At 39.1% G+C, this 22034-nt stretch carries 19 protein-coding genes and 2 pseudogenes; 12 read left to right on the forward strand and 9 right to left on the reverse strand.

Translation table 11 applies throughout. The annotated features are described in order from the left end of the window. The first annotated feature begins 120 nt into the window (after positions 1-120). Positions 121-342, forward strand: coding sequence for a peptidoglycan-binding domain-containing protein (locus tag CRI9333_RS13910; RefSeq protein ID WP_015203798.1), 222 nt, complete (start codon positions 121-123; stop codon positions 340-342). Between the two features lie 136 nt (positions 343-478). Here CRI9333_RS13910 and CRI9333_RS13915 read toward each other — a convergent pair whose 3' ends face one another. The 3 genes and pseudogenes from CRI9333_RS13915 to CRI9333_RS28590 form a co-directional block, all read right to left on the reverse strand. Beyond that, positions 479-1222 carry a hypothetical protein gene (locus CRI9333_RS13915; RefSeq protein ID WP_015203799.1) on the reverse strand — a complete coding sequence of 248 codons (744 nt, stop codon included), beginning with the start codon at positions 1220-1222 and terminating at the stop codon, positions 479-481. A 199-nt stretch (positions 1223-1421) separates the two neighbouring features. Further along, positions 1422-1730: pseudogene (locus CRI9333_RS28585) on the reverse strand (zinc ribbon domain-containing protein); the annotation flags it as partial. Continuing rightward, positions 1720-1935 carry a hypothetical protein gene (locus CRI9333_RS28590; RefSeq protein ID WP_041226057.1) on the reverse strand — a complete coding sequence of 72 codons (216 nt, stop codon included), beginning with the start codon at positions 1933-1935 and terminating at the stop codon, positions 1720-1722. The gene CRI9333_RS28590 and the pseudogene CRI9333_RS28585, both read right to left, overlap by 11 nt. A 38-nt stretch (positions 1936-1973) precedes the next feature. Here CRI9333_RS28590 and tnpA point away from each other — a divergent pair. Together tnpA and speA are read left to right on the forward strand one after the other, a co-directional pair. Further along, positions 1974-2171 (forward strand): annotated as a pseudogene (gene tnpA, locus CRI9333_RS28695) (IS200/IS605 family transposase); the annotation flags it as partial. Between the two features lie 228 nt (positions 2172-2399). Further along, a complete protein-coding gene (gene speA, locus CRI9333_RS13925) occupies positions 2400-4412 on the forward strand; it encodes a biosynthetic arginine decarboxylase (protein ID WP_015203800.1) in 2013 nt (670 codons plus the stop codon). A gap of 84 nt (positions 4413-4496) precedes the next feature. On the opposite strand, the gene CRI9333_RS13930 is transcribed toward speA, so the two are convergent. The 4 genes from CRI9333_RS13930 to CRI9333_RS13945 all read right to left on the reverse strand — a co-directional run bounded on the left by CRI9333_RS13930 (position 4497) and on the right by CRI9333_RS13945 (position 8124). Beyond that, positions 4497-5666, reverse strand: a complete 1170-nt coding sequence (locus tag CRI9333_RS13930) for a sugar phosphate nucleotidyltransferase (protein ID WP_015203801.1) — start codon at positions 5664-5666, stop codon at positions 4497-4499. An 18-nt stretch (positions 5667-5684) separates the two neighbouring features. Then, the gene (locus CRI9333_RS13935; protein ID WP_015203802.1) at positions 5685-6539 is read right to left on the reverse strand and encodes a segregation/condensation protein A; all 855 of its coding nucleotides are present in this window, start codon (positions 6537-6539) and stop codon (positions 5685-5687) included. A gap of 15 nt (positions 6540-6554) precedes the next feature. Beyond that, the gene (locus CRI9333_RS13940; protein WP_015203803.1) at positions 6555-6932 is read right to left on the reverse strand and encodes a LapA family protein; all 378 of its coding nucleotides are present in this window, start codon (positions 6930-6932) and stop codon (positions 6555-6557) included. A gap of 106 nt (positions 6933-7038) precedes the next feature. Continuing rightward, entirely contained in the window at positions 7039-8124 is a 1086-nt protein-coding gene (locus CRI9333_RS13945; RefSeq protein ID WP_015203804.1) for an AI-2E family transporter, read from the reverse strand. Positions 8125-8324: 200 nt separating this feature from the next. Between CRI9333_RS13945 and pdxH the strand changes: the two genes are divergently transcribed. Next, positions 8325-8969, forward strand: a complete 645-nt coding sequence (gene pdxH, locus CRI9333_RS13950) for a pyridoxamine 5'-phosphate oxidase (RefSeq protein WP_015203805.1) — start codon at positions 8325-8327, stop codon at positions 8967-8969. A 131-nt stretch (positions 8970-9100) separates the two neighbouring features. Further along, positions 9101-9580 (forward strand): orange carotenoid protein N-terminal domain-containing protein, encoded by a 480-nt coding sequence (locus CRI9333_RS13955; RefSeq protein ID WP_015203806.1) that lies wholly within the window; start codon positions 9101-9103, stop codon positions 9578-9580. A gap of 388 nt (positions 9581-9968) precedes the next feature. Here the strand turns inward: CRI9333_RS13955 and CRI9333_RS13960 are convergent, their stop codons facing one another. Then, the gene (locus CRI9333_RS13960) at positions 9969-11063 is read right to left on the reverse strand and encodes a DJ-1/PfpI/YhbO family deglycase/protease (RefSeq protein WP_015203807.1); all 1095 of its coding nucleotides are present in this window, start codon (positions 11061-11063) and stop codon (positions 9969-9971) included. Positions 11064-11252: 189 nt separating this feature from the next. On the opposite strand from CRI9333_RS13960, the gene CRI9333_RS13965 reads away from it, so the two are divergent. Together CRI9333_RS13965 and CRI9333_RS13970 are read left to right on the forward strand one after the other, a co-directional pair. Then, on the forward strand, positions 11253-11669 hold the full coding sequence (locus tag CRI9333_RS13965; RefSeq protein ID WP_015203808.1) for a DUF6335 family protein: 417 nt from the start codon (positions 11253-11255) through the stop codon (positions 11667-11669). Positions 11670-11867: 198 nt separating this feature from the next. Beyond that, positions 11868-12290: a pentapeptide repeat-containing protein gene (locus CRI9333_RS13970; protein ID WP_015203810.1), complete on the forward strand. Its 423-nt coding sequence runs from the start codon at positions 11868-11870 to the stop codon at positions 12288-12290. An 86-nt stretch (positions 12291-12376) separates the two neighbouring features. On the opposite strand, the gene CRI9333_RS13975 is transcribed toward CRI9333_RS13970, so the two are convergent. Further along, positions 12377-12946 (reverse strand): HD domain-containing protein, encoded by a 570-nt coding sequence (locus CRI9333_RS13975; RefSeq protein WP_015203811.1) that lies wholly within the window; start codon positions 12944-12946, stop codon positions 12377-12379. Between the two features lie 115 nt (positions 12947-13061). Between CRI9333_RS13975 and CRI9333_RS13980 the strand changes: the two genes are divergently transcribed. The 5 genes from CRI9333_RS13980 (at position 13062) to CRI9333_RS14000 (ending at position 22031) form a co-directional block, all read left to right on the forward strand. Continuing rightward, positions 13062-14255, forward strand: a complete 1194-nt coding sequence (locus CRI9333_RS13980; RefSeq protein ID WP_015203812.1) for an NAD(P)/FAD-dependent oxidoreductase — start codon at positions 13062-13064, stop codon at positions 14253-14255. A 352-nt stretch (positions 14256-14607) separates the two neighbouring features. Further along, positions 14608-15270, forward strand: coding sequence for an HAD-IA family hydrolase (locus tag CRI9333_RS13985; protein WP_041226671.1), 663 nt, complete (start codon positions 14608-14610; stop codon positions 15268-15270). Positions 15271-15274: 4 nt separating this feature from the next. Continuing rightward, the gene (locus CRI9333_RS13990) at positions 15275-15790 is read left to right on the forward strand and encodes an ureidoglycolate lyase (RefSeq protein ID WP_015203814.1); all 516 of its coding nucleotides are present in this window, start codon (positions 15275-15277) and stop codon (positions 15788-15790) included. Positions 15791-15866: 76 nt separating this feature from the next. Continuing rightward, positions 15867-19940, forward strand: a complete 4074-nt coding sequence (locus CRI9333_RS13995; protein ID WP_015203815.1) for an MASE1 domain-containing protein — start codon at positions 15867-15869, stop codon at positions 19938-19940. Beyond that, positions 19941-22031 (forward strand): glycosyltransferase, encoded by a 2091-nt coding sequence (locus CRI9333_RS14000; protein ID WP_015203816.1) that lies wholly within the window; start codon positions 19941-19943, stop codon positions 22029-22031. The last annotated feature ends 3 nt before the right edge of the window (positions 22032-22034 follow it).

A 22034-nucleotide genomic window follows, 5' to 3' on the forward strand; every position in this document is an offset into this window, starting at 1 on the left:
TGATAGAAAAAAATTACCTAAATACATTTTTTGACCTTCCTTTCAGGAAGAGTTAATTTATTGACATTTTCTCAGCATGAGATTATTCTATAATTAGATTTTTTATTAGGGTAATCAATCATGGATGTTTTAAAAATAGGCTCACAAGGGGAAAATGTTAAAAAACTACAAGAACAATTAGCAAAATTTAATTATTATACTGGGGTAGTTGATGGTGATTTTGGTGAAGCAACTAAACAAGCTGTAATCAAACTTCAGCAAGATTACAAACTTGAAGTAAACGGACTTTGTGATTTAGAAACTATGAAAAAAATAGATTTTATAAAAAGTTTGCAGAATTAGTTATTGAAGTTTTGGTTGATTGGCAATTCATTTAATTGGATAAATTTATGACCTACAACCTCGGTCTAGTTTTTATTTCAAGAACAATTGGTCAATTTTTTTCTTAATCACGAATCCAGTCAAAAAATAAATTTATCTAGCTGATTTTCTTCTCACCTAGTAGCTCGGCTAGAGATTGATGTTTACGCATATCCATTATATCTGCCAAGCTTTCTTCACCTGAATCTACAACAAAATTAGGTTCTGGCGGCATGACTGTTACTAATGGTTGTAACCCATGAGGCGATTTTGCTCTTATAGGTTTTCGCAATTGTTGAGATGGCTGCTTACGTTGCTGTTTGGGTAGTTGTTCCTTTGACTTACGCTTTGTTTGATTCTGGTTGCTTTTGAGCTTTTTACTTCCACTTTTAATTTTCTGAGAACGCTGTGGTTTATAACGAAAACTAATACAGATGAAGAGAAAACCTAAAATAAAAGTTACAAATATTCCGCCATATAACCACAGTAGCGTGTGATTTTGCTGCGATTTCGCAATTGTAACTGGTGAAAAGTTCTGAACCTCAACATTTGTTGACGATGGCGTATTTTGAAGGTTTTCTTCCTGTATAGCAGCAGGAATTTTGCTGGACTGCTTTTGTTCCACAGCACTGTTATGAATTGACTTTGATGCTCCCTGCTCCACATTATCAGCAGTTATGCTCTTTAGGTGTTGCTGTTTAACAAAACTAGGGCTAAGTAATCCTTGCGCTGCTACAGTACTAACTAATACCAGAAAAATCCAGATACCACCGCAAAAAGCAACTGGATGCTTTGCCATCAATAGCTTTAAGGAAGCTAGTGTAAACCTCTGATGCCGACCTGGGCTAAAAGTTTTTACCATCAAAACCTCAAATAAAATATAAATAATTGGCGATATTTTTACCTCACGAGCAACCAAGTTAGGTTGGCGATCGCACTGCTTTTATAGCAAAATATCAAAGTGCTATATACCTTCTTTAAGTGGCTAAAGACAGATAAATATTAAATTTTTTCTGGGAGCGTCTCTCTTAAGAGATAAGCATATATTAACACTCCCTTGGCTAAAGCCGAAGGGATTCTACATTCGCCGTCAGAACTTGCTCAACCAGGGTTTCCCCAAGCAGAGTAGTGGCTCCAACTCCTGTAGCGTTGATTCGGGATTGCCCATCCCTATTTTTACCTAAATTCAGGATATTTATTGCTGCATTTGTATCTCTTTGTAACTCGCATCCACAACTACATTTATGAGTGCGGGTTGATAGAGATTTTTTAACTATTACCCCACAATCACTACATTTCTGTGATGTGTAATGGGGTGGAACCGCAACAGCTTTTGTGTCGAATTTAGCAGCAAAATACTCAAGCCATTGAGTTTAATTCTTCTACAAACTTAAACTCTTTACGCAGTGCTGTTGAGTAATTATTTAAAGCTATTTTGTTAACTCTTGATTCTTTGGGCGCATCCATCCAATAACGGATAGTTTTATTCCTAACGAACTGTGTAGTCCTAATAGCCTCATTAATAGCTGATTGTTGCTTTTTGTTAACTACTGCTTTGTACTCCAAGATCAACACTGCGTTATCACCTCCTTGTCTTGTTGTAATGTGTTGATTATGTTAACACTAAGCCTACAGACAACCCATCTCAGATTATGAATAGAATCAAAGGTAGAGCATCACATCATTTAAGCTCATAGTTTCCTGAATTGCTCAAGCTACCTACGCTGTGGACTCCAAGCTATTTTGTATCTACTGCGGGAAACGTTTGTACTGAAACCGTGAAACGATATATTGCACAACAAAGACAATAAGGAGGCGTAAACGCGCGACTCTGGTTTTCATCCCTTGCCGTCCATGCTAAGGGTTTTCAAACTTTTTTCTTATAACCACTTAACAATAAGCAATGAGCAATGAGCCAAGCCTATTTGTATCAACTTAAAAGTAAAACAGTATAACTATTCTCCAAATGAAGCAGGCAGTCTTTGAGAAATATGCGATAAACTGACGAGTGCGACAGGTGATGGCGAGGTTATACAAACATGGGAGTAGAGCTATCGCAAGCTCAATTTGGGGTAGAAAATTTTTTGGACAACAGTGATGAGCAAGTTGTTGAAACAATGGGAATGAATTCTACCCAAAGTAATAAAGCTAACTCACGTCAGAAAAAATGGGCGATCGAGGATAGCGAGAATCAATATCGGATTCAAGGTTGGGGTGAACCTTATTTCTCGATCAATGCTGCGGGTCATATCACTGTATCACCTAAAGGCGATCGCGGCGGTTCACTAGATTTATTTGATTTAGTTAACGCCTTGCGCCAGCGTAATCTAGGATTGCCTCTACTAATCCGCTTTTCAGATATTTTGGAACATCGCATTGAGCGGTTAAATGCTTCGTTTGCTAAAGCAATTACTCGTTATAACTATGCAGGTGGTTATCGGGGTGTATTCCCAGTTAAATGTAACCAACAGCGCCATCTGCTAGAAGATTTAGTAAGGTTTGGTAAACCCTATCAGTTTGGCTTAGAAGCTGGTTCAAAACCAGAATTAATGATTGCCTTGGCGATGCTAGATACCCCAGGCGCACTGTTGATCTGCAATGGTTATAAAGATCGGGAGTACATTGAAACGGCAATGTTAGCCCAACGTTTGGGGCAAACACCGATGATTGTACTAGAGCAGATTGAAGAAGTACAACTGGTCATTGATGCTAGCCGCGCCTTGGGAATTCAACCATTTTTGGGTGTTCGCGCCAAGCTGAGTAGCAAAGGAATTGGTCGTTGGGGAGACTCATCTGGCGATCGCGCTAAATTTGGTTTGACTATTCCTGAAATTATTCGGGTAGTCGAGCAGTTGAAAGAAGCTAATATGCTGGAATCTTTGCAACTGCTGCATTACCACATTGGCTCTCAAATCTCTTCTATTAGTGTGATTAAAGATGCCATTTTAGAAGCAAGCAAGATTTTTGTAGAATTGGCACAACTAGGTGCGAACATGAAATATCTTGATGTGGGTGGGGGACTAGGAGTAGATTACGACGGTTCGCAAACTAATTTCCACGCCTCAAAAAATTACAACTTGCAGAATTACGCCAGCGATATTATTGCTGAAGTCAAGGAAGCTTGCGATGAGCGGGGGATACCTGTACCGACTTTGATTAGTGAGAGTGGTCGGGCGATCGCTTCCCATCAATCAGTGCTAATTTTTGATGTACTTAGTACCAGTGATGTCCCTACTGACCCACCAACCCCAGCCAAAGAAGAAGAACACCTGATTATTCGCAATCTCTGGGAAACCTTTAATAACATCAACGTTCAAAACTATCAGGAAGCATTCTACGACGCGACTCAGTTTAAAGAAGAAGCCCTCAGCCGATTTAAACTAGGCTATCTTCGCATTACTGAGCGAGCCAGAGCAGAGCAATTATACTGGGCTTGTTGTAAGAAAATTCTGGATATTGCTAGAGAGCAGGAATATGTACCTGACGATTTGGAAGACCTAGAAAAAATCATGGCTTCCATTTACTACGTCAATATGTCAGTCTTTCAATCTGCGCCGGATAGTTGGGCAATTGACCAGCTTTTTCCGATTATGCCGCTTCACCGTTTAGATGAAGAAGCGACTCAGCGAGGTATCTTAGCAGATCTGACTTGCGACAGCGACGGCAAAATCGATCAGTTTATTGATTTGCGAGATGTCAAACCTGTGCTGGAATTGCACGATTTAAAACCAGGAGAACCTTATTATTTAGGTTTATTTCTGGGTGGTGCTTACCAAGAGATTATGGGTAATCTACATAATTTATTTGGTGATACCAATGCAGTGCATATCAAGCTGACACCCAAAGGCTACCAAATTGAGCACGTAGTTAAAGGTGACACTATGGCTGAAGTAGTCAGTTATGTTCAATATGATGCTGAAGATTTGGTAGAAAGTATGCGTCAGCGAACTGAACAAGCTTTGTTAGAAAAACGGATTACTATTCAGGAAGCACAGCGATTGCTACAAAATTATGAGCATAGCTTAGGACGTTATACTTACCTGTCACCGTAGATTATCTAGCAGGGGGGCAGAGGAAGATAAGGATAATATTCTGGCTAACTATCTGACTCCTCTCTTCTCCCCCCTCCCCCCTCCCTAAACGCCCTCTGTACCTAATAAATCTGCGATCGCCTGTCGTGCTGCTGTCGGTTCTGCTGGGATAACCTGGCGTGAATCGGTAATTAACCAGTCAAGTGCTGCTGCTTGTACGTCAATTGTTGCACCAGTTTTATCTACACAGTAACGCCCAAACACTAACTTATCTATTAAACGCACACCTGGTCCTAAACGGGAGTATTCAAAAATTACACTGTTATCTACAGTAGCGCCGCTACAAATCCAACAATTAGGACCAATCATTGTAGGACCAACAATTTTTGCCCCATCTTCAATGCGGGTCATGGCACCAATATAAACAGGTCCAGTAATATCAACTTTGTCCCAGTTCACAGCTACATTCAAGCCTGTGTATATCCCAGGCGCGACTTGATTCCCTGGAATTTCTACATTCTTAACTTCGCCCGCTAACACACTCCGAATAGCACGCCAGTAGTCGGGAACTTTACCAATATCTACCCATTGGAAATCCATTGAAATGCCATAAAACGGGGCATTCATTTCTACTAATTTTGGGAATAACTGACCGCCAATGTCATATTCGACACCAGAAGGAATATAATCTAATATTTCTGGTTCAAAGATATAAATACCAGTATTAATATCAGTACTAAGAGCTTCTTCTACTTTGGGCTTTTCTTGGAAAGCTTTAATTCTACCTGTTTCATCGGTGACAACTACGCCGTAACTGGGGACTTCCTCTTTAGGTACGGACTTCATTACTACTGTAGCGATCGCACCTTTTTCTTTATGCCATTTGACTGCTGCTGTGAGATCTAAATCAATCAAGGCATCGCCACACAAAACCACAAAAGTATCATCAAAAAACGGATGAAAATCCTGAATCCGCTTCATCCCACCAGCAGAACCAACTGCTTCTCCTACCAATTCGCCATTTTCTTCAATCCTACCTTCAAAGGAATAAGCAATCTCTACTCCAAAACGCTGTCCATCACGAAAATAGCTTTCAATTTCGTTGGCTAAGTGACTAACATTGACCATTACCTGATCGAAACCATGCTGACGCAACAGTTCCAGTAAAAACTCCATTACTGGCTTTTGTAGGATAGGAATTAGTGGTTTAGGAATAGTGTAAGTAATAGGACGGACACGAGTACCCTTACCAGCCGCCAGAATCATGGCTTTCATAAAAATTTTTCCTCAAACTTACGCTTTATATAAGCTCTCTAAATTTACTTCTTCATCCGCACAGAAAGTACGGATTTTAATTTCTTGGTAGAACTCTTCTTGGGATAACTCTACCTTAGACTGAGCAGAAAGCAGTAGCAGCGCCCAAAATACGCCCACGCGGTCGTGGGTAGATGTTGTTGATTCAGCATTAGTAGGCTCAATTGCATCTGTTGACTTTACGCCAGACCAATATGCTACTAACTGGTCTAAATTTAACCACTCTTCACCTTGGGATAATTCAGACCATTGACAAAGTAGAAACTGCTCTAGTTCACTCGCAATTTCTGTGAGATTTTCGTTATGGGCTAGTTGTGCGATCGCACGAGTGGCTTGAGCAAGAGACTGATTTTTCGGTCGTTTCAGTCGATGACGAGGAGTTTTTTCGGAGATCGCAGAAGCCATTTCCTGCAACTGTTGAATTAACTCCTGTAATGTTACAGGTCGTCTTTTGGGTGGTTGTCCACTTGCTCTGCGTCGCAGACAGCGTTCTAAATTAGCTGGCAATTGCCTTTGTGTCCAATTATCAGCTAATTCATCGCCGTCTGTTAGCTCTATATCATCACCGAGTTCTTCCTGTCCCAAGGTGTCAGCTTTGAGTAATACCAGCATGGATGCCCACAAAAAAGCTTGCCCAGACTCGGACAAATCGGCATCACGGCGAAAATGATCTTTATCCGTTGCCAGTGCTAGTTTACTCAAGTAACGGTCAATCACATCAATCACTTGAACATCCCAAGGATCAATTTCCCCGTTTTGAGCTAACTCAATTAGCAAGGAAATTCCCAGATCCTTCAAAGATGTTATTGTTTCTGGCTCAGATATTGCCGTCATAGGCTGGCTTTCGCTTTATTTTGATTGGGTTAATACTTCTGCGTCAATTGTGGCTTCAGGTAATAACTCAGAATTAGCTGGCTGATTTTGTTGTTCTAACTCAGCTTTACAACGGGCAACTTCTTGTTCTAATTCCTGAATGCGTTGTTCTTGCTGACGTTTTTGTCGTTGTTCAGAGCGAGTTGCAAGCATCCTCTGGAACCTTGCCCATACGCTAAAAATCCACGCGAGGATCGCTCCCAAACCCATTGCAAAAATCAGTTCAATGCACAGGGGCGCTTGCACTTGGACACCTTGGACAACTTGAATAGGGACAGCCTGAGTATTTTCTAAGCTAAATAAAACCAAGGCTAAACACATCGCAAAAATAATTAAAAAATTAATTTGTCGCATTAGCTCTAAATCCTAAAATTTGCTGTCATTTGCCCATTTTACTTCTACCTGTGGAGGTAGAATAGGTTAAGCATAATTATTGGCGATCGCACTATAGCTGTCCTAATTAGATATCAAAGCGATTGTCTACAGGCGGTTGAGTAGCTATCTCTGGTGAGGAGCGCAGTTGGCGAATATTATCAATCGTGCCTTTAATCGTTCCGGCAATTGGCACTGAAATAATGATTCCTAATAACCCAGCAATCTGACCTCCTACTAATAAGGAGACAAAAATTAAGATAGGATTTAAGCCGATGAAATCCCCCATTAATTTAGGGGCTAAGAGGTTGTCTTTAATTTGCTGCATGATCACGCAAGCGATCGCTACTTGAATAGCTAAACCAAAATTTTGCAACATTACTAAAATTGTTACTATACCAATCCCTAAAGTTGCACCAATAAACGGAATTAATTCCGCAAATCCAATCAATAGTGCAAACAATAAAGCAAACTCTACTCTTAAAGCTAAAAAAATTGGAGTAAGTGTCCCCGCCATGAATAATCCTAAGAGAATTTGACTAATGAAAAAATTCTGAAAGTTCAGGCGTAGGGATTGAGTTAAAGGTAATCCGATTTGAACGGGTAAGAGGTTAATGATACCTTGCCAAAGGCGATCGCCATACAGCAAAATATAAAATGTCAAGACTAGCACCAACAAAGAATCTAACAATCCCGCCACCAAAATCCCTGCCCATCCTACAGCCTGAGTTGCAGCATTCTGTACTTGAGCTTCAATAGTGCTATTAATGCGATCGCGAAAAATCTTCAAATCTATAGGTAAACGACGAGCCGCCACCCAATCATCTAATTTATTAAAATTCTCATTACTAGCCTTTAACCATTCGGGAATTTGCTTAAATAATTCCGTCGTTTGGGTGATTACACTAGGTACTAAAGTTACACCTAAAATCACAAACAGCGTTAACGTTGTTAGCAAAACTATCACTACCGCTCTAGTCCGATTAATGCGAAACCGTTGTAAGGTTTGAACTGCATAGTTCAATAAAAAAGCTAGAATCGCGGCAATAGTTAAAATTGTAATTAGGTGTTCAAAATATCGAAATACCTGGGAAATCAACCAGATATTGAGAGCGATAATTGGACCACTCAAACCAAAAAGTAATAGGCGTTGCCAATTGTTTGAATGTCGCATTACAAATATTTACCCTGAACAATTAACAATTATCAATTACTTCACGACTGAAGTTTGGTGCTTTAAATAACGCAATTTTTTTTACAACAAAAATCGCAGGATTGAAGTATTGAATTTAACAGTTACCTATTATACAATAACGTAAGAAATTAATTACTTTTTTTTTAAAGTAGTAATTGTTAATTGTTAATTGATAATTGATGAATAAGACCATTGCTGACCTGCGTAAGGATTATACTCAATCAGGATTAGTAGAAACAGATGTTGACCCTAATCCATTCAAGCAATTTCAAAAGTGGTTTGACCAAGCCTTGGCAGCACAATTGCCTGAACCGAATGCGATGACTTTAGCCACTGTTTCTCAAGATGGCAAACCTAGAGCGAGAATTGTACTACTCAAAAACTTCAATGAACAAGGCTTTGTAGTCTACACTAACTACAACAGCCAAAAGGGTCAAGAACTTGCACAAAATCCTTGGGCGGCTTTAATTTTTTGGTGGGCAGAATTAGAGCGTCAGGTGCGAATTGAAGGAAGTGTAGAAAAAGTTGCTGAATCTGAGTCAGATGAATATTTTCATAGTCGTCCTGTCGGCAGTCAACTTGGTGCTTGGGCATCCCAACAAAGCCAGGTTATTGATAACCGTGAGGTATTAGAGCATCAATTGCAAGAATTAGAAGAAATATATCAAAATAAAACTATTCCTAGACCTCCACATTGGGGAGGTTATCGAATTGTTCCTCAAGCAATTGAATTTTGGCAGGGACGTACTAATAGATTACATGACCGCTTGTATTATTCTTTGCAAGAAGATCAAACTTGGGTAATTCAGCGTCTTTCACCATAAGTAAATATTAGTTGAGCAGAAAATAGTTTCTTTCCTCTGCCCTGAGTAAGGTTACTTAGTTCTGTCTGAGGTGGGTTTAACTCACCTTTATTTGTTTGTTAGTTTCAAATAGTTGAATTCAAAAAATATTTATGACAGCTAGCAATATCAGTGCATACGATCAAGGGAAAGAAGCTTTAAAAGGTTTCGATGTAGATGAGCAATTAGCTTTCTTGTGGTTTGTTTATACAAAGCTAGGTAGCTCGATTACTCCGGCAGCCCCAGGAGCTTCAGGTAGTGATATTGCTGAGGGACTGTTTAATCAAGTTAAGGAATTGCCCCACGAAGAACAACTGCAAGTTCAACGGGATATCGCTTTAAATAAAGATACTCTCATTAGTCGCGAGTATGGTTCTCTAAGCCCTGAAACCAAACTGGCTTTTTGGTATTTTCTAGCTCAAGGTATGGAAAAGGGTACTATCATTCCTATGCCTCCAAATTATGAACTGTCTCAACCAGCAAAAGATTTGTTGCAAGAGCTAGAGTCGATGGACTTTGGTAGACAAATTGATTTCTTACGCGGTGCAGTATTACCGATGGGCGCTGAAGCGGCTGGTGGTTCTGACCTTTAGAAATTGCGAATTAGTAGCAAGGTTATAGCTACTAATGTAGTTTAAATAAAAATTGTGCGATCGCGTAGCGACGACCTAGGAGTATCGCGCAAGCGCACTCCGTGTCAGTTCGCAAAACCTGTACCTCTTTTTTTAGGTACGGGATTATTTTTTTATAGGATAATTCTCTCAACATAATTTTACGTGAAAATACTACACATCTGCATTTGGGGCGGGTTTTGAAAAGTTATCTGCCCCACCCAATAGTTATCTTGCAACCCGCCCCTACACTCATATCTGTTGCACGTTGATGGGACTGCGGTATAACAGTCTTGGGGATTCCTATTTTATTAAAAAAGCAGGCGATAATTGCCTGCTTAAAAATTGTTAAAAAATCTTTACTGCTAATCTATCCCATCGCAGCCGCAGAAGTTGGTTTAGCTGCTTGGGCTGGTTGTGCGCCAATTATGGAATGATAGATTTGAGCTACCCGTTGCTCGTACTGCGCCAAATCTACTTCTATTTCGGCAAGCAGTGCTACTGTTATTGGATCAGTTAACATATTTCGCAGGTAGTAGGTATCAACAACACCTGTTTGGATATCTCCCAAGGCGCGACGTAGCAAGGCTATTTCATCACTTCCTTTGAGTGCCTCGTTGATTTTGGCAATAGTCTCCGCAGCTTTTGCTTGTAAGGAAGGTTTTTCGCTAAAAGCATCAAGACGTGCTTCTAACATTTGGATGTGATGCTGTTTATTTTGAGCAATTTCTTGGAATAATGAACGCGCATCTACTGTAGATGCTTTTTGGGCATAATTATCAAATGCTTCCCGTGAATAACGCTCACCTGCTAAGGCTGTATTTAAACCTTGGACAATTTCTCCCTTAGTTGAACCACCCCAAGCATTAGCCAGTTTCCACCATTCGGCTGTTATATCATTTTCATGGGGTAATGCTGCTTCTTTACCACCATAACCCAGGCGGGAAAGTATCGCTGTAGTGAAAATCGCTAAGTCGCCTGGACGACGGGAAGTGATTAAATTGCCATCCACTACGATTGGCTCATCATAATATTTAGCGCCTGCATTTTCCATATCCTTGCGGATGGAATCAAAGCCAGTAGCGTTTTTACCTCTGAGCAAATCTGCTTCAATTAAAACTTGTGGTCCATGACAAACAGCAGCAATTAGTTTGCCTTGTGTCATAGCTTCTTTGACAAAGCGTACTGTGTTGGGATTAGTACGCATCATATCAGGAGCAGCACCGCCAGGGATGATCACTGCATCGAAATACTCAGGACGCGCTTCGGTAGTGGTAGCATCTGGTTTAATTGAAACTTTGCCTTGTTTACCAGGATATTGTTCGTTCATCCGCGAACCGAGTATAACAACTTCCATTCCTGCTTGTTTGAGGGCTTGATATGGAATTTGAAACTCGGAGTCTTCAACCATTTTTTCTACAAGAATAGCAACTCGTTTGGTGCTATTAGAATTATTTTGGCTCATCTTATTTCCTTTTTGCGATCGCAATTTATAAATTTGGCATTTATATCAACCTAGTTATGTCGATGTTAGTATTGCGTCAATCCTAAGTTATAAACAAATCAATTGTTATTTCGCTCTCAAGTCATATAGAGGTTTAACTGCTTTAAAACTAAGCTGGAGAAAAAGTTTAAAAGTTTTTAAGTGTGCGTTATGACAAAAAAACAAGATCAAGACTTTATAGAAACCACTGACGAAGAAGTTATTGAAGATTTACCACAAGAAATTACTGAATCTTATGGAACTGGCGTTCATTCAGAGCCAGGTTTCAATCTGGGTGGACACAGTTTGCGCGATGAAATGGATCAATACAACGCTACCAGTCCTAAGTTAACTGGTGGTGATGTCGATGCTGCTTGGGATCAAGCAGCAATGGTAGGTGATGAAGCCGTTGGTGGAACTGTTGCCACACCAGATCAAAATATTGTTGATGAATTGGGCGCGGCTGTTGGTTTAGAAATGGATGATCGAACTTTTCTGCGTACAAATGAAATTTTAGAACAACGCGATGATCGCAGGTGGGAATTAGACCCCACATCTTCTGAAGATTACCAAGAACGCCGAGATTAATGCAAGCCAATCATCCTTACATAAATAAGGATGATTGTTATTTTTTATTAAAATTAATATTTACATTATTTAACGATTTGTATCTAATTAAATAGCTAAGTTTATGCCTTGTGATTGATGGCGATCGCTGCCCTTTTCAACCATAATAATTAGCATAAGATACTTAGCTACATTCCAACGAGGTTGGAGGTAAGCATAATGAAAATTAACAACATTCTCGCTATTACAACTATATTGACCACAATTGGTTTAGCAATTCCTGTTCAAGCCGCTCAAACCGAGGATCTCGTCAACTTACTACAAAGTAATAATTGCCCTGTTTGTAATTTATCGGGAGCAAATTTAAGTGGCGCTCATTTAGCTGGTGCTGATCTGCGGAATGCTAACTTAGCAGGTGCTAATTTAGAAGGCGCTAATTTAGAAGGCGCAGACTTAGCAGGTGCTAATTTGGAAGGCGCAAACTTAACTGGAGTTTTTGCTAGTGATGCCAGTTTTTTCTTGGCGAATTTAAATAATGCAAATGTGAAGGATGCTCATTTGGTCAGTGCTGAATTAACTGGTGCTAACCTTGCTGGTACTAACGTTAGGGAAGCAAATTTATTAGGAGTCAATTTTAGGTAGATTTAAACTTCACTTGATGCAGCACAACCTACGTTGATCTGAAAAATTAGGTGTTTTGGATAGGTTAAAAGTTAAAGTTTAACGGTCTACTTAGCTGCTAATTCTTCTAATTTGGTAACAACTCGATCTAATTCTTCTATTAGAGGTGTTACTTCTGCTTGACGGAATGCTTTAACTAAGGAACGATAATACCAAAGTGAACCTTCTTTGCCTCCTTGAAAGCGGTTCCAAACTGATTCTCCGACAATGTAATAATCATTGAGAATTGAGCGAGAATTGTGGAGTTTATCAGCAGCAGAAACCAAACGCACAGATTGAGAGGCGGTGGGAATATGCTCAATATATGCCTCCTTGCGTTGTCGCCAAGGAGGTTTTGGCGTAGTATCCGAGTCAGTGCAACCATTAACTATATCTGTGACAGTTTCCCCAAAACGGCGAAGAATTTCTGTGCGTGTAGCATCACCGCCTTGGTCTTCTATGGCATCATGGAGTAAAGCTGCGATCGCTTCATCTTCAGAGCCTCCATGTTCTAAAACAATACTGCTAACAGCTAATAAGTGAGCAATATAAGGAATATCACTACCTTTGCGCTTTTGGCTTGCGTGTAATTCGTTCGCAAAAGCAACAGCTTCAATAAAACGGTTTGAAAGTATCATAATTAGCCGTCAACAATAAATAATAGTAGTTTGTTGGTCATTGTTAATTGTTAATTGTTAATTGTTAATTGTTATCCTGTAGGTGAGTTGCCTTGCTAGGACATCACATACAATTATGACTCAGCCATCCGCACGTATTTGTATTCTCGGAGGAGGCTTTGGGGGTCTTTATACTGCCCTGCGCTTAAGCCAACTACCTTGGGAAAAATCCCAAAAACCTGAAATAATCTTAGTAGATCATAGCGATCGCTTTTTATTTACCCCGTTTCTCTATGAACTATTAACGGGAGAACTGCAAACTTGGGAAATTGCCCCACCGTTTTCTGAAATCTTGGCTAATACAGGTATACGCTTCTGTCAGGGAGTTGTAGCTGGGATTGATGTAGAAGCAAAGCAAGTATATTTAGAAGATGGTAATCAACTAGCTTACGATCGCATAGTTTTAGCATTAGGCGGAAAAACACCCTTAAATATGGTATCAGGAGCAAGCGAGTATGCTATTCCTTTTCGTGCCATTCCCGATGCTTATCGCTTAGAAGAACGTCTGCGATATTTAGAAGAATCAGAAGCAGATAAAATTCGCATCGCAATCGTTGGGGCTGGTTATAGCGGGGTAGAGTTAGCTTGTAAATTGGCAGAACGTCTGAAAACACGGGGAAGGTTGCGCTTAATTGAACTCAGCGATCAAATTCTCCGCACTTCCCCAGAGTTTAACCGCGAAGCTGCACGAAAAGCTTTAGAAGAACGCGGAGTTTGGATAGATTTAGAAACCTCCGTTGAGTCAATTGGAAAAGACTATATTTCACTTGAATACAAAGGACAGGTAGATACTATTCCTGTTGATGTAGTGCTGTGGACAGTTGGTACAGAAGTTACACCAGTAGTTAATACACTACCACTCAAGCAAAATCAACGCGGTCAGTTAGTTACTACGCCAACTCTGCAAGCTGTTGATTATCCAGATATTTTTGCTTTGGGAGATTTAGCAGATTGTCGGGATGCTGAAGGGCAACAAGTACCCGCAACCGCTCAAGCTGCTTTTCAACAGTCGGATTTTGCTGCTTGGAATATCTGGGCTTCGCTAACTAATCGCCCGTTATTACCTTTCCGCTATCAAAATTTAGGGGAAATGATGACTTTAGGGATGGATAATGCTACGTTGTCTGGTTTGGGATTAAAGCTAGAGGGTAATCTTGCTTATATTGCTCGGCGGTTAGCTTATCTATATCGGATGCCGTCGCTTAATCATCAATTGAAGGTTGGCTTTAATTGGATTGCTCAACCGTTGCTGAAATTTTTAAGTTCGTGATTTGAATTGCTATGTGTTTGTGGGTATTTTAATAAGGTGGAACAATTTTTAATCATAAGCTGTTTGTAAAAATTCCAAATTTACCCCCCTCAATCCCCCCTTATAAAGGGGGGAAGTTCTTACTCCCTCCTTTTATAAAGAGGGGAAGTTCTTACTCCTTCCTTTTATAAAGGGGGAAAGTTCTTACTCCCTCCCCTTGATAAGGGGAGGGCAGGGGTGGGGTTCTTTACTGAACAAATATAATCTTAGTTTTGGTTATTTTTACCGCAGATGAACGCAGATGTTAACTGAAATATCAAAATTAATTGATCTAACTTCTGCCAGTGCTGCCACAATTACAACGCCAGTAGAGATGCAGCTACCAAAGGTGATTTTTTTGGATGCTGCTGGTACGTTGTTTGGTGTGCGGGGTAGCGTTGGCGAGGTATATAGAGAACTTGCTTTGCGTTTTGGTGTAGATGCGCCAGCAGATGTGTTAAATAAGGGATTTTTTGATAGCTTTAAAGCTGCTGCGCCTCCATTTTTTCAAGGGGTAGAATCAGCAGATATTCCTAATTGTGAGTTTGAATGGTGGCGAGAAATTGCTTTGCACACTTTTCAAAAAGCAGAGGTTTTAAATCAATTCTCGAATTTTACTGAGTTTTTTCAAGAATTGTATGCTCACTTTGCTACTGCTGAACCTTGGTTTATTTATCCTGATGTGATACCAGCTTTAGAATATTGGCATAAAATGGGTATTGAGATGGGGGTGTTGTCTAATTTTGATTCGCGTTTGTATAAGGTTTTGCAAGCTTTAGAGTTAGACCAGTTTTTTACTTCTGTTACTATTTCTTCACAAGTAGGAGCAGCTAAACCAAATGAAAAAATATTTTTAACAGCTTTAGAAAAACATCAATGTAACTCTTATGAAGCATGGCATATTGGAGATAGTTTAAAGGAAGATTATCAGGGTGCGATCGCTATTGGATTGCAGGGCATTTTACTCAATCGTGTTGAACCTTTGTTCCCCACATAAATTTATGAATGAAACTCAAATACTAAAAAGAATATCAGCACAATTAATTACACCAGTTTTATTTCAGCAATACGGTCAAGTAATCTATCCTAGTAATGATGGCAATTTTTATGATGATAATGATGCTCAATTAAATCTTAATAATGGTATTCCTCGACTATATATTATGAGGCTTAATCATCAAGGCAGGCAATTTAATAAAATTACCCGTCATGTAAAGTGTACACAGTGTTTAGGTTCATTAGCAGGAAAAGAGTGGTTAATTGCGGTTGCACCACCTTCTTTTACTAATAAACCTCTACCAGAAAAAATTGTTGCTTTCCGCATTCCAGGTAATTGTTTTATTAAACTAGAGGTAGGCACATGGCATTCTGGTCCTTATTTTGATGATGAATTTATAGATTTCTATAATTTAGAATTAAGTGATACTAATATTAACGATCATGAAACTTGTAATTTATTATCTACCCATAACATACAATTTGAAATAAATCTGATAGATGAAAAATTTAACTATTAGCTATTAATAGTATACAATATAATTAAATTGTCCGATATTTTTGGCTGTAAATATTACTTAAAATCTGTTACAATTAATGCCTTTTTTTCAAAATTATAAAGCGGTTTCCAGACATTGGTGGTTAGTAATACCACTAGGTATATTAGCTTTGATGTTGGCTCACTGGATGGCGCTAGTGTTTCGCAATCAACCTGGGATTTCTTTATGGTTTCCCCCTTCAGGCGTGGCGATCGCACTTACTTTCTGGTTTGGCTATATTGGAGCCATAATGACTGCGATAGCCTCAATAATTATGGCTCCTTTGTGGGGACATGATGGCTGGTCACGATTAATTGGTTTAGTGGATATTATAGAACCATTGACCGCTTGGTTTTTATACCAACGTTTTTGTCGTGGCTCATTATTATTAAATCGCTTAAAAGATGCAGCAGCGTTTATTTTAAGCGCACCATTAGCAGCCTGCGTTACGAGTGCGCTAGTAGGGAGTTTAATTTTATTAGCTTCGGGCGAGATTAAGAGTGCAGATTTAGTAACAAGTATTTCCCAGTGGTGGTTAGGTAATGCACTTGGAACAATTGCGATCGCACCCATAGCTTTATTATTAATTACTCCCTTATTAATAAACTTAGGCTGGCTCAAACACTCCGATAGAGAAGATGCGCCAATTGACCAATTTAGCAATTTTGAGCGCAAAGATTGGTTAGAGTTAGTTACGATCGCATTTTTTAGTATCAGCACTGCCGCTATTACTGTATCAGAAACAAACAATGCAGGTTTTGCGTTTCAGCAGTTGTCATTTTTAAGCTTTGTCCCGATGATTTGGGCAGCCGTCCGCTTTGGTGTGAGTGGCGCAATGATTACTGCTAGTTTTTGCGTATTTTCTACACTTTGCGCCTACTTAATTAAATATCCTCATGCCATTTCATTAAATGCCTTTCCAGTATCAATAGAAGTTTTGTATGTCCACAAACTGAGTTTACTAATTCAGTGTGGTGTAACATTATTAATGGGAACTGCTATAACAGAAAAAACCGCAGTTCAAGTAGCTTTAGCTGTAGAACAGGTGCGAACAAAAGAGCATCAAGTTCGCGGACAATTAACTGATCAACTAACTGAATTAAATACTTCACTAGGAAAAACTAACACTGCCCTAGAAGAAACTTTAGCAATGCTGGATGCGTTGCTAGATAGTGCGCCGATGGGTATTTCTTATCGCGATCGCAATTTGCGTTGCATCCGTACTAACACTTCTATGGCAGAGATGATAGGTGTTTCTCCTCAAGAATCTATAGGAAAAAAGGTTAGCGAAGTTTCTCCACGATTAGGGCAAATACTAGAACCATTAATGCAAAGTATTCTTGATACAGGAAAGCCTGTATTAAACTTTGAAATTAATAACGAAGCGATCGCACCGATTGGACAAGTAAGATATTGGTTGTGTAACTACTATCCAGTTCATATAAACGGAGAAATTATTGGCATTGGTGGTTCAATTGCAGAAATTACTGAATTAAAACATATAGAAACAGCATTACGCTCAAGTGAGTCCCGACTAAGGCAAATAATTAACTCTGGCATGGTGGGGATTACTTTTGGAGATTTTAGCGGCAATATTTTAGAATGCAATCAAGCATTTTTAAATATGTTGGATTATACCCAAGAAGATGTACTTCAACAAAATCTGCGTTGGGACTCCCTCACCCCTGCTGAATATTTTGATTTAGATGCACAAGTAATCGCAGAACTTAGAAGTACAGGAGTATGTACACCTTATGAAAAAGAATTTCTCCGTAAAGATGGTAGTCGCGTACCTGTATTAATTGCCGCTTCATTATTAGAAGATTCGCAATATCAAGCTGTTGGTTTAATCCTTGATATCACACAACGTAAAAAAGCCGAAAAAACCCTACAATATCTTGCGGAAACTAGCAACATTTTAGCCACTTATATAGATTATGAGGCTACCCTCGCACAGGTAGCAAGGCTTCCAATTCCCCAGATAGCTGATTGGTGTTCTGTAGAAATTCTGCAAGCCGATAATTCAATCCGTCGTATCTGTGTCACTCATGCAGATCCATCAAAATCTGAGTGGGCATTTAAATTACAGCAGTACCCTCCCGATTATAATAGTGAAGATTTGATTGTCAGAGTGCTAAAAACTGGTGAACCAGTAATAATTTCAGAAGTGCCAGATGCACTATTAGAAATAGTTGCTCACAATGCTGAACATTTGGAGATTCTAAGGGAATTAAAAGTTAAATCTGGGCTGATTGTGCCATTAATAGCCCGCGATCGCATCTTGGGTACGCTGACTTTAGCAACCGCAGAATCAGAGCGTTATTATAGTTCTTCTGACTTACCCATAGCAGAAGATTTAGCTCGTCGTGCAGCTTTGGCAATTGATAATGCCAGACTATATCAGGAAGCAACCCAAGCGCGAGAATATGCTGAACAAGCCGCAAATCGCACACTGCGTCTGCAAGCAGTAACGGCTGCTTTGTCAGAATCTCTTACCCCTCCCCAAGTAGCTGATGTGCTTATGGAACAAGGCGTAGCAGTTTTAGGGGCTAACTCTGGTTTAGTTGCATTATTAGATGAAACTGGTACTGAATTAGAAATTGTCAGTTATATGGGCTACGAGGAAGAACAAATCAGCGCATGGCGGAAGTTTTCTATTAATGCACCCGTACCACTAGCCGAAGCTATTCGCGATCGCAAACCAATTTGGGAAGAACCGACAGAAACGAGAATTGCCCGTTATCCCCATTTAGCTAAAAACTATGCCCGTTACAACTATAGTGTTTGGATTTCCATTCCATTCATAGCACAAGGGCAGGTATTAGGAGGAGTTTCTTTTAGTTTTTCAAAAGTTCATCAACTGACAGAAGATGACCGCAGTTTCATGTTAGCTTTAACTCAACAATGCGCCCAAGCGATCGCCCGCGCCCGTTTGTATGAAGCAGAACAAGCTGCACGTAGTATTGCAGAAACCGCTAACCGGATCAAGGATGAGTTTCTCACAGTACTTTCCCATGAATTGCGATCGCCACTTAATCCAATTTTGGGTTGGACAAAGTTATTGCGTACTCGCAAGTATGATCAAGCTGCTACTGACCGCGCCTTAGAAATTATCGAACGTAATGCTAAGTTACAAACTCAATTAATTGATGATTTATTAGATGTTTCCCGCATCCTCCGAGGCAAATTAAGTTTAAATACTACTCCAGTTAGTCTTCAAAGTGTGATTGAAGCTGCAATGGAAACAATGCGCTTGGCTGCTGAAGCAAAATCCATTGAAATGCAATTTTATGATCATTCTAGTTTAGCGATAATCGCAGGTGATCCTAACCGCTTACAGCAAGTTGTGTGGAATCTAATTTCTAATGCGATTAAATTTACAGATACAGGCGGAAATATTGAAATTTATTTAAGCAATGATGATGGTTTAGCCGATTATAGCCTGACAAATAATCTCCCACCAAAATACGCGCAAATTAAAGTTATTGATACTGGTAAAGGTATTAAACCAGAATTTTTACCTTATGTCTTTGAACACTTCCGCCAAGCTGATGCTTCTATCACTAGAAAATATGGTGGATTAGGACTAGGTTTAGCAATAGTACGTCACTTAGTAGAAATGCACGGCGGTACTGTAAAAGCAGATAGCCAAGGAGAAGGACAAGGCGCAACATTTACTGTCAGATTACCACTTTTGAATAGTCCTGAATTAAACGTAATCAGTCCTGAGTCTGATTTATCCCCCACTCCTGACTCCTCACCCCTCAAGGGTTTACGAGTACTGGTAGTTGATGATGATCCTGATTCACGAGAATTTGTTAGTTTTGTGATCGAACAAGCTAGTGCTGAAATTAAAGCAGTAGCATCTGCAAGTGAAGCGTTGGCAGTAATTACTCAATTTCAGCCAGATATATTAGTTAGTGATATTGGGATGCCAGAAGAAGATGGTTATAGTTTAATTCGTAAAGTGCGTTTCCTCGAACCTGTCAAAGATATTCCAGCCATTGCCCTGACAGCGTATGCAAGAGAAGAAGATAGCCAAGAAGCAATATCCGCAGGCTTTCAGATACACATATCTAAGCCAGTAGAACCAGAAGAATTAGTTAATGCGATCGTAAGTTTAACTATTTAGATGTTAAAAGCTTGGCAAGTATTTTTTATATTATTACTAACTACCTTTATCTTAGTTGATGTCACTTTATTATTTTATAATCTCAGCAACTTACAAACGCAAATATATGTGCTATTTCCTCTAGTAATATTAATTTTAACTACACTAATTTTACGGCTGATTTATCCCGATTCTCCGCCATTAATCCTAAAAATAATCTTAACCTTTATTGTTCTACTAATTCATTTCCGTTATTTATGGTGGAGAATCACAGCCACCTTAATTTTAGATTGGTACAACGGTTATATCAGTATTGCCGTAATTGTCATGGAAGTTATAGCAATTATTAACGTGACAATAATTAGTTTTCAAACATTATTCCGAACCAATCATAGCCCAGAAGCTGATGCGCCAGTATCGCAACGTATTAAACAAGGACTATATACCCCTACTGTTGACGTACTAATTCCCACCGTAAACGAGCCAACATTTGTATTAAGGCGAACCTTAGTAGGATGTCAATCAATGCACTACCCTAACAAAAAAATATGGGTACTTGATGACGGCAACCGACCAGAAATTGCCAAACTTGCTCAAGAATTAGGTTGTAAATACTTAGCACGTAGCCAATATGGTAATGCTAAAGCAGGCAATCTCAATCATGGCTTATCTGTAACAAGCGGTGAGATTGTAGTTGCATTTGATGCTGATTTTATTCCTTTAAATAACTTTTTAGAAAGAACAATAGGATTTTTTGAAAATCCCGAAGTTTCTTTAGTAGTAACCCCCCAAAACTTCTATAATCCTGACTCGCCAGAACTTAACTTAGGCGGCTGTATCTTACCCCACGAACAAACAGTATTTTATACCATAATTCAGCCAGGTCGTGATGCAACTAATAGTATAATTTGTACTGGTACTTCTATTTTAATGCGACGAGAGCATCTTAATAAGATTGGTGGCATTCCTACCTCTACCATTGTGGAAGACTGGGTGACAGGAATGTTATTGCAATCAAAAGGATATAAAACTATTTTTATCAATGAATTACTAAGCGTTGGTGCTGCGCCAGAACATCTTTTATCTTATTTAGTCCAAAGAATTCGTTGGGCAGAAGGAACTTTAAAAGTTTTATTTAATAAATATAATCCTTTATTTCTGCCTGGTTTAAACTTATGGCAGCGTATCAACCATCTATCAGGTATTCTTTACTGGATAGACCAAGGCACACAAACTATTAGTTACATTGCCCCTATCTTATTTATAATAATAGGAATGCAAGCTTTAAATACAAATTTAATAACTTTAATTTACTATTGGTTGCCCGCCTATATAGCTGGATTTATCCTTGTTCCTTGGATAATTGGTACACGCACTATTTTAGTTTCTTATGTATATAATGCCCTACAATGCTTTGCGATCGCAAAAATTACTATCAAAACCTTTTTATTCCCTAAACTAAGAAATCGTTTCATTGTAACGCCCAAAGGCATAACTCAAAATCACCCAGAGATAGCCCTAGAACTAATGAAACCCATCATAGTTCTATTAATTTTAAATTTCTTCTCCATATTTATTGCTATCTGGCGAGCATATTTTTCTAACATCGACACAGACACGCTTACTCTTAGCATTATTTGGGCTGAATTAAATACAGTAATTCTAGCGGCAAGTTTACTGGCTGGATTTGGTGGAATTTATTCCAGTGAAGAACGGATAGCGCCTCGCGTTAAATTTTCACAAACTTGTGAAGTGATAATTTTAGATTTTCCCCATAACCAAAAAACGTTTACTACGACTATAGGGGATATGTCAGAATACGGGATTTCTTTTCATACTCCAACTGACATAAATTTACAAGCCGGACAAAAGTTGAAAATTGTTTTTCCAGACGAACAACTTAACTTTTTAGCCAAAGTCCGCAGAGTTGGTAAAGTAACGGGTTGCCGTTTATTGGTTGGTCCTTTGACTCCTAAGCAGCATCAAAAAATAATTGAATTTATCTATTGTAGACCTTCACACTGGCAACAGCCCAAAGTTGCCAATGAAAAACAAGCTTTACGAGCTTTATTTATAACTTTATTTAAACTATACCCTTTATTTAAAAAATAATAA

Origin of the sequence: Crinalium epipsammum PCC 9333, assembly GCF_000317495.1 — a bacterium.
Lineage (GTDB): Bacteria > Cyanobacteriota > Cyanobacteriia > Cyanobacteriales > PCC-9333 > Crinalium > Crinalium epipsammum.

Excerpts from the sequence above, each read along its gene's own strand:
- CRI9333_RS13910 (WP_015203798.1), top strand. The coding sequence starts at position 121 with ATGGATGTTTTAAAAATAGGCTCACAAGGGGAAAATGTTAAAAAACTA.
- CRI9333_RS13915 (WP_015203799.1), bottom strand. The coding sequence starts at position 1,222 with ATGGTAAAAACTTTTAGCCCAGGTCGGCATCAGAGGTTTACACTAGCT.
- speA (WP_015203800.1), top strand. The coding sequence starts at position 2,400 with ATGGGAGTAGAGCTATCGCAAGCTCAATTTGGGGTAGAAAATTTTTTG.
- CRI9333_RS13930 (WP_015203801.1), bottom strand. The coding sequence starts at position 5,666 with ATGAAAGCCATGATTCTGGCGGCTGGTAAGGGTACTCGTGTCCGTCCT.
- CRI9333_RS13935 (WP_015203802.1), bottom strand. The coding sequence starts at position 6,539 with ATGACGGCAATATCTGAGCCAGAAACAATAACATCTTTGAAGGATCTG.
- CRI9333_RS13940 (WP_015203803.1), bottom strand. The coding sequence starts at position 6,932 with ATGCGACAAATTAATTTTTTAATTATTTTTGCGATGTGTTTAGCCTTG.
- CRI9333_RS13945 (WP_015203804.1), bottom strand. The coding sequence starts at position 8,124 with ATGCGACATTCAAACAATTGGCAACGCCTATTACTTTTTGGTTTGAGT.
- pdxH (WP_015203805.1), top strand. The coding sequence starts at position 8,325 with ATGAATAAGACCATTGCTGACCTGCGTAAGGATTATACTCAATCAGGA.
- CRI9333_RS13955 (WP_015203806.1), top strand. The coding sequence starts at position 9,101 with ATGACAGCTAGCAATATCAGTGCATACGATCAAGGGAAAGAAGCTTTA.
- CRI9333_RS13960 (WP_015203807.1), bottom strand. The coding sequence starts at position 11,063 with ATGAGCCAAAATAATTCTAATAGCACCAAACGAGTTGCTATTCTTGTA.
- CRI9333_RS13965 (WP_015203808.1), top strand. The coding sequence starts at position 11,253 with ATGACAAAAAAACAAGATCAAGACTTTATAGAAACCACTGACGAAGAA.
- CRI9333_RS13970 (WP_015203810.1), top strand. The coding sequence starts at position 11,868 with ATGAAAATTAACAACATTCTCGCTATTACAACTATATTGACCACAATT.
- CRI9333_RS13975 (WP_015203811.1), bottom strand. The coding sequence starts at position 12,946 with ATGATACTTTCAAACCGTTTTATTGAAGCTGTTGCTTTTGCGAACGAA.
- CRI9333_RS13980 (WP_015203812.1), top strand. The coding sequence starts at position 13,062 with ATGACTCAGCCATCCGCACGTATTTGTATTCTCGGAGGAGGCTTTGGG.
- CRI9333_RS13985 (WP_041226671.1), top strand. The coding sequence starts at position 14,608 with ATGCAGCTACCAAAGGTGATTTTTTTGGATGCTGCTGGTACGTTGTTT.
- CRI9333_RS13990 (WP_015203814.1), top strand. The coding sequence starts at position 15,275 with ATGAATGAAACTCAAATACTAAAAAGAATATCAGCACAATTAATTACA.
- CRI9333_RS13995 (WP_015203815.1), top strand. The coding sequence starts at position 15,867 with ATGCCTTTTTTTCAAAATTATAAAGCGGTTTCCAGACATTGGTGGTTA.
- CRI9333_RS14000 (WP_015203816.1), top strand. The coding sequence starts at position 19,941 with ATGTTAAAAGCTTGGCAAGTATTTTTTATATTATTACTAACTACCTTT.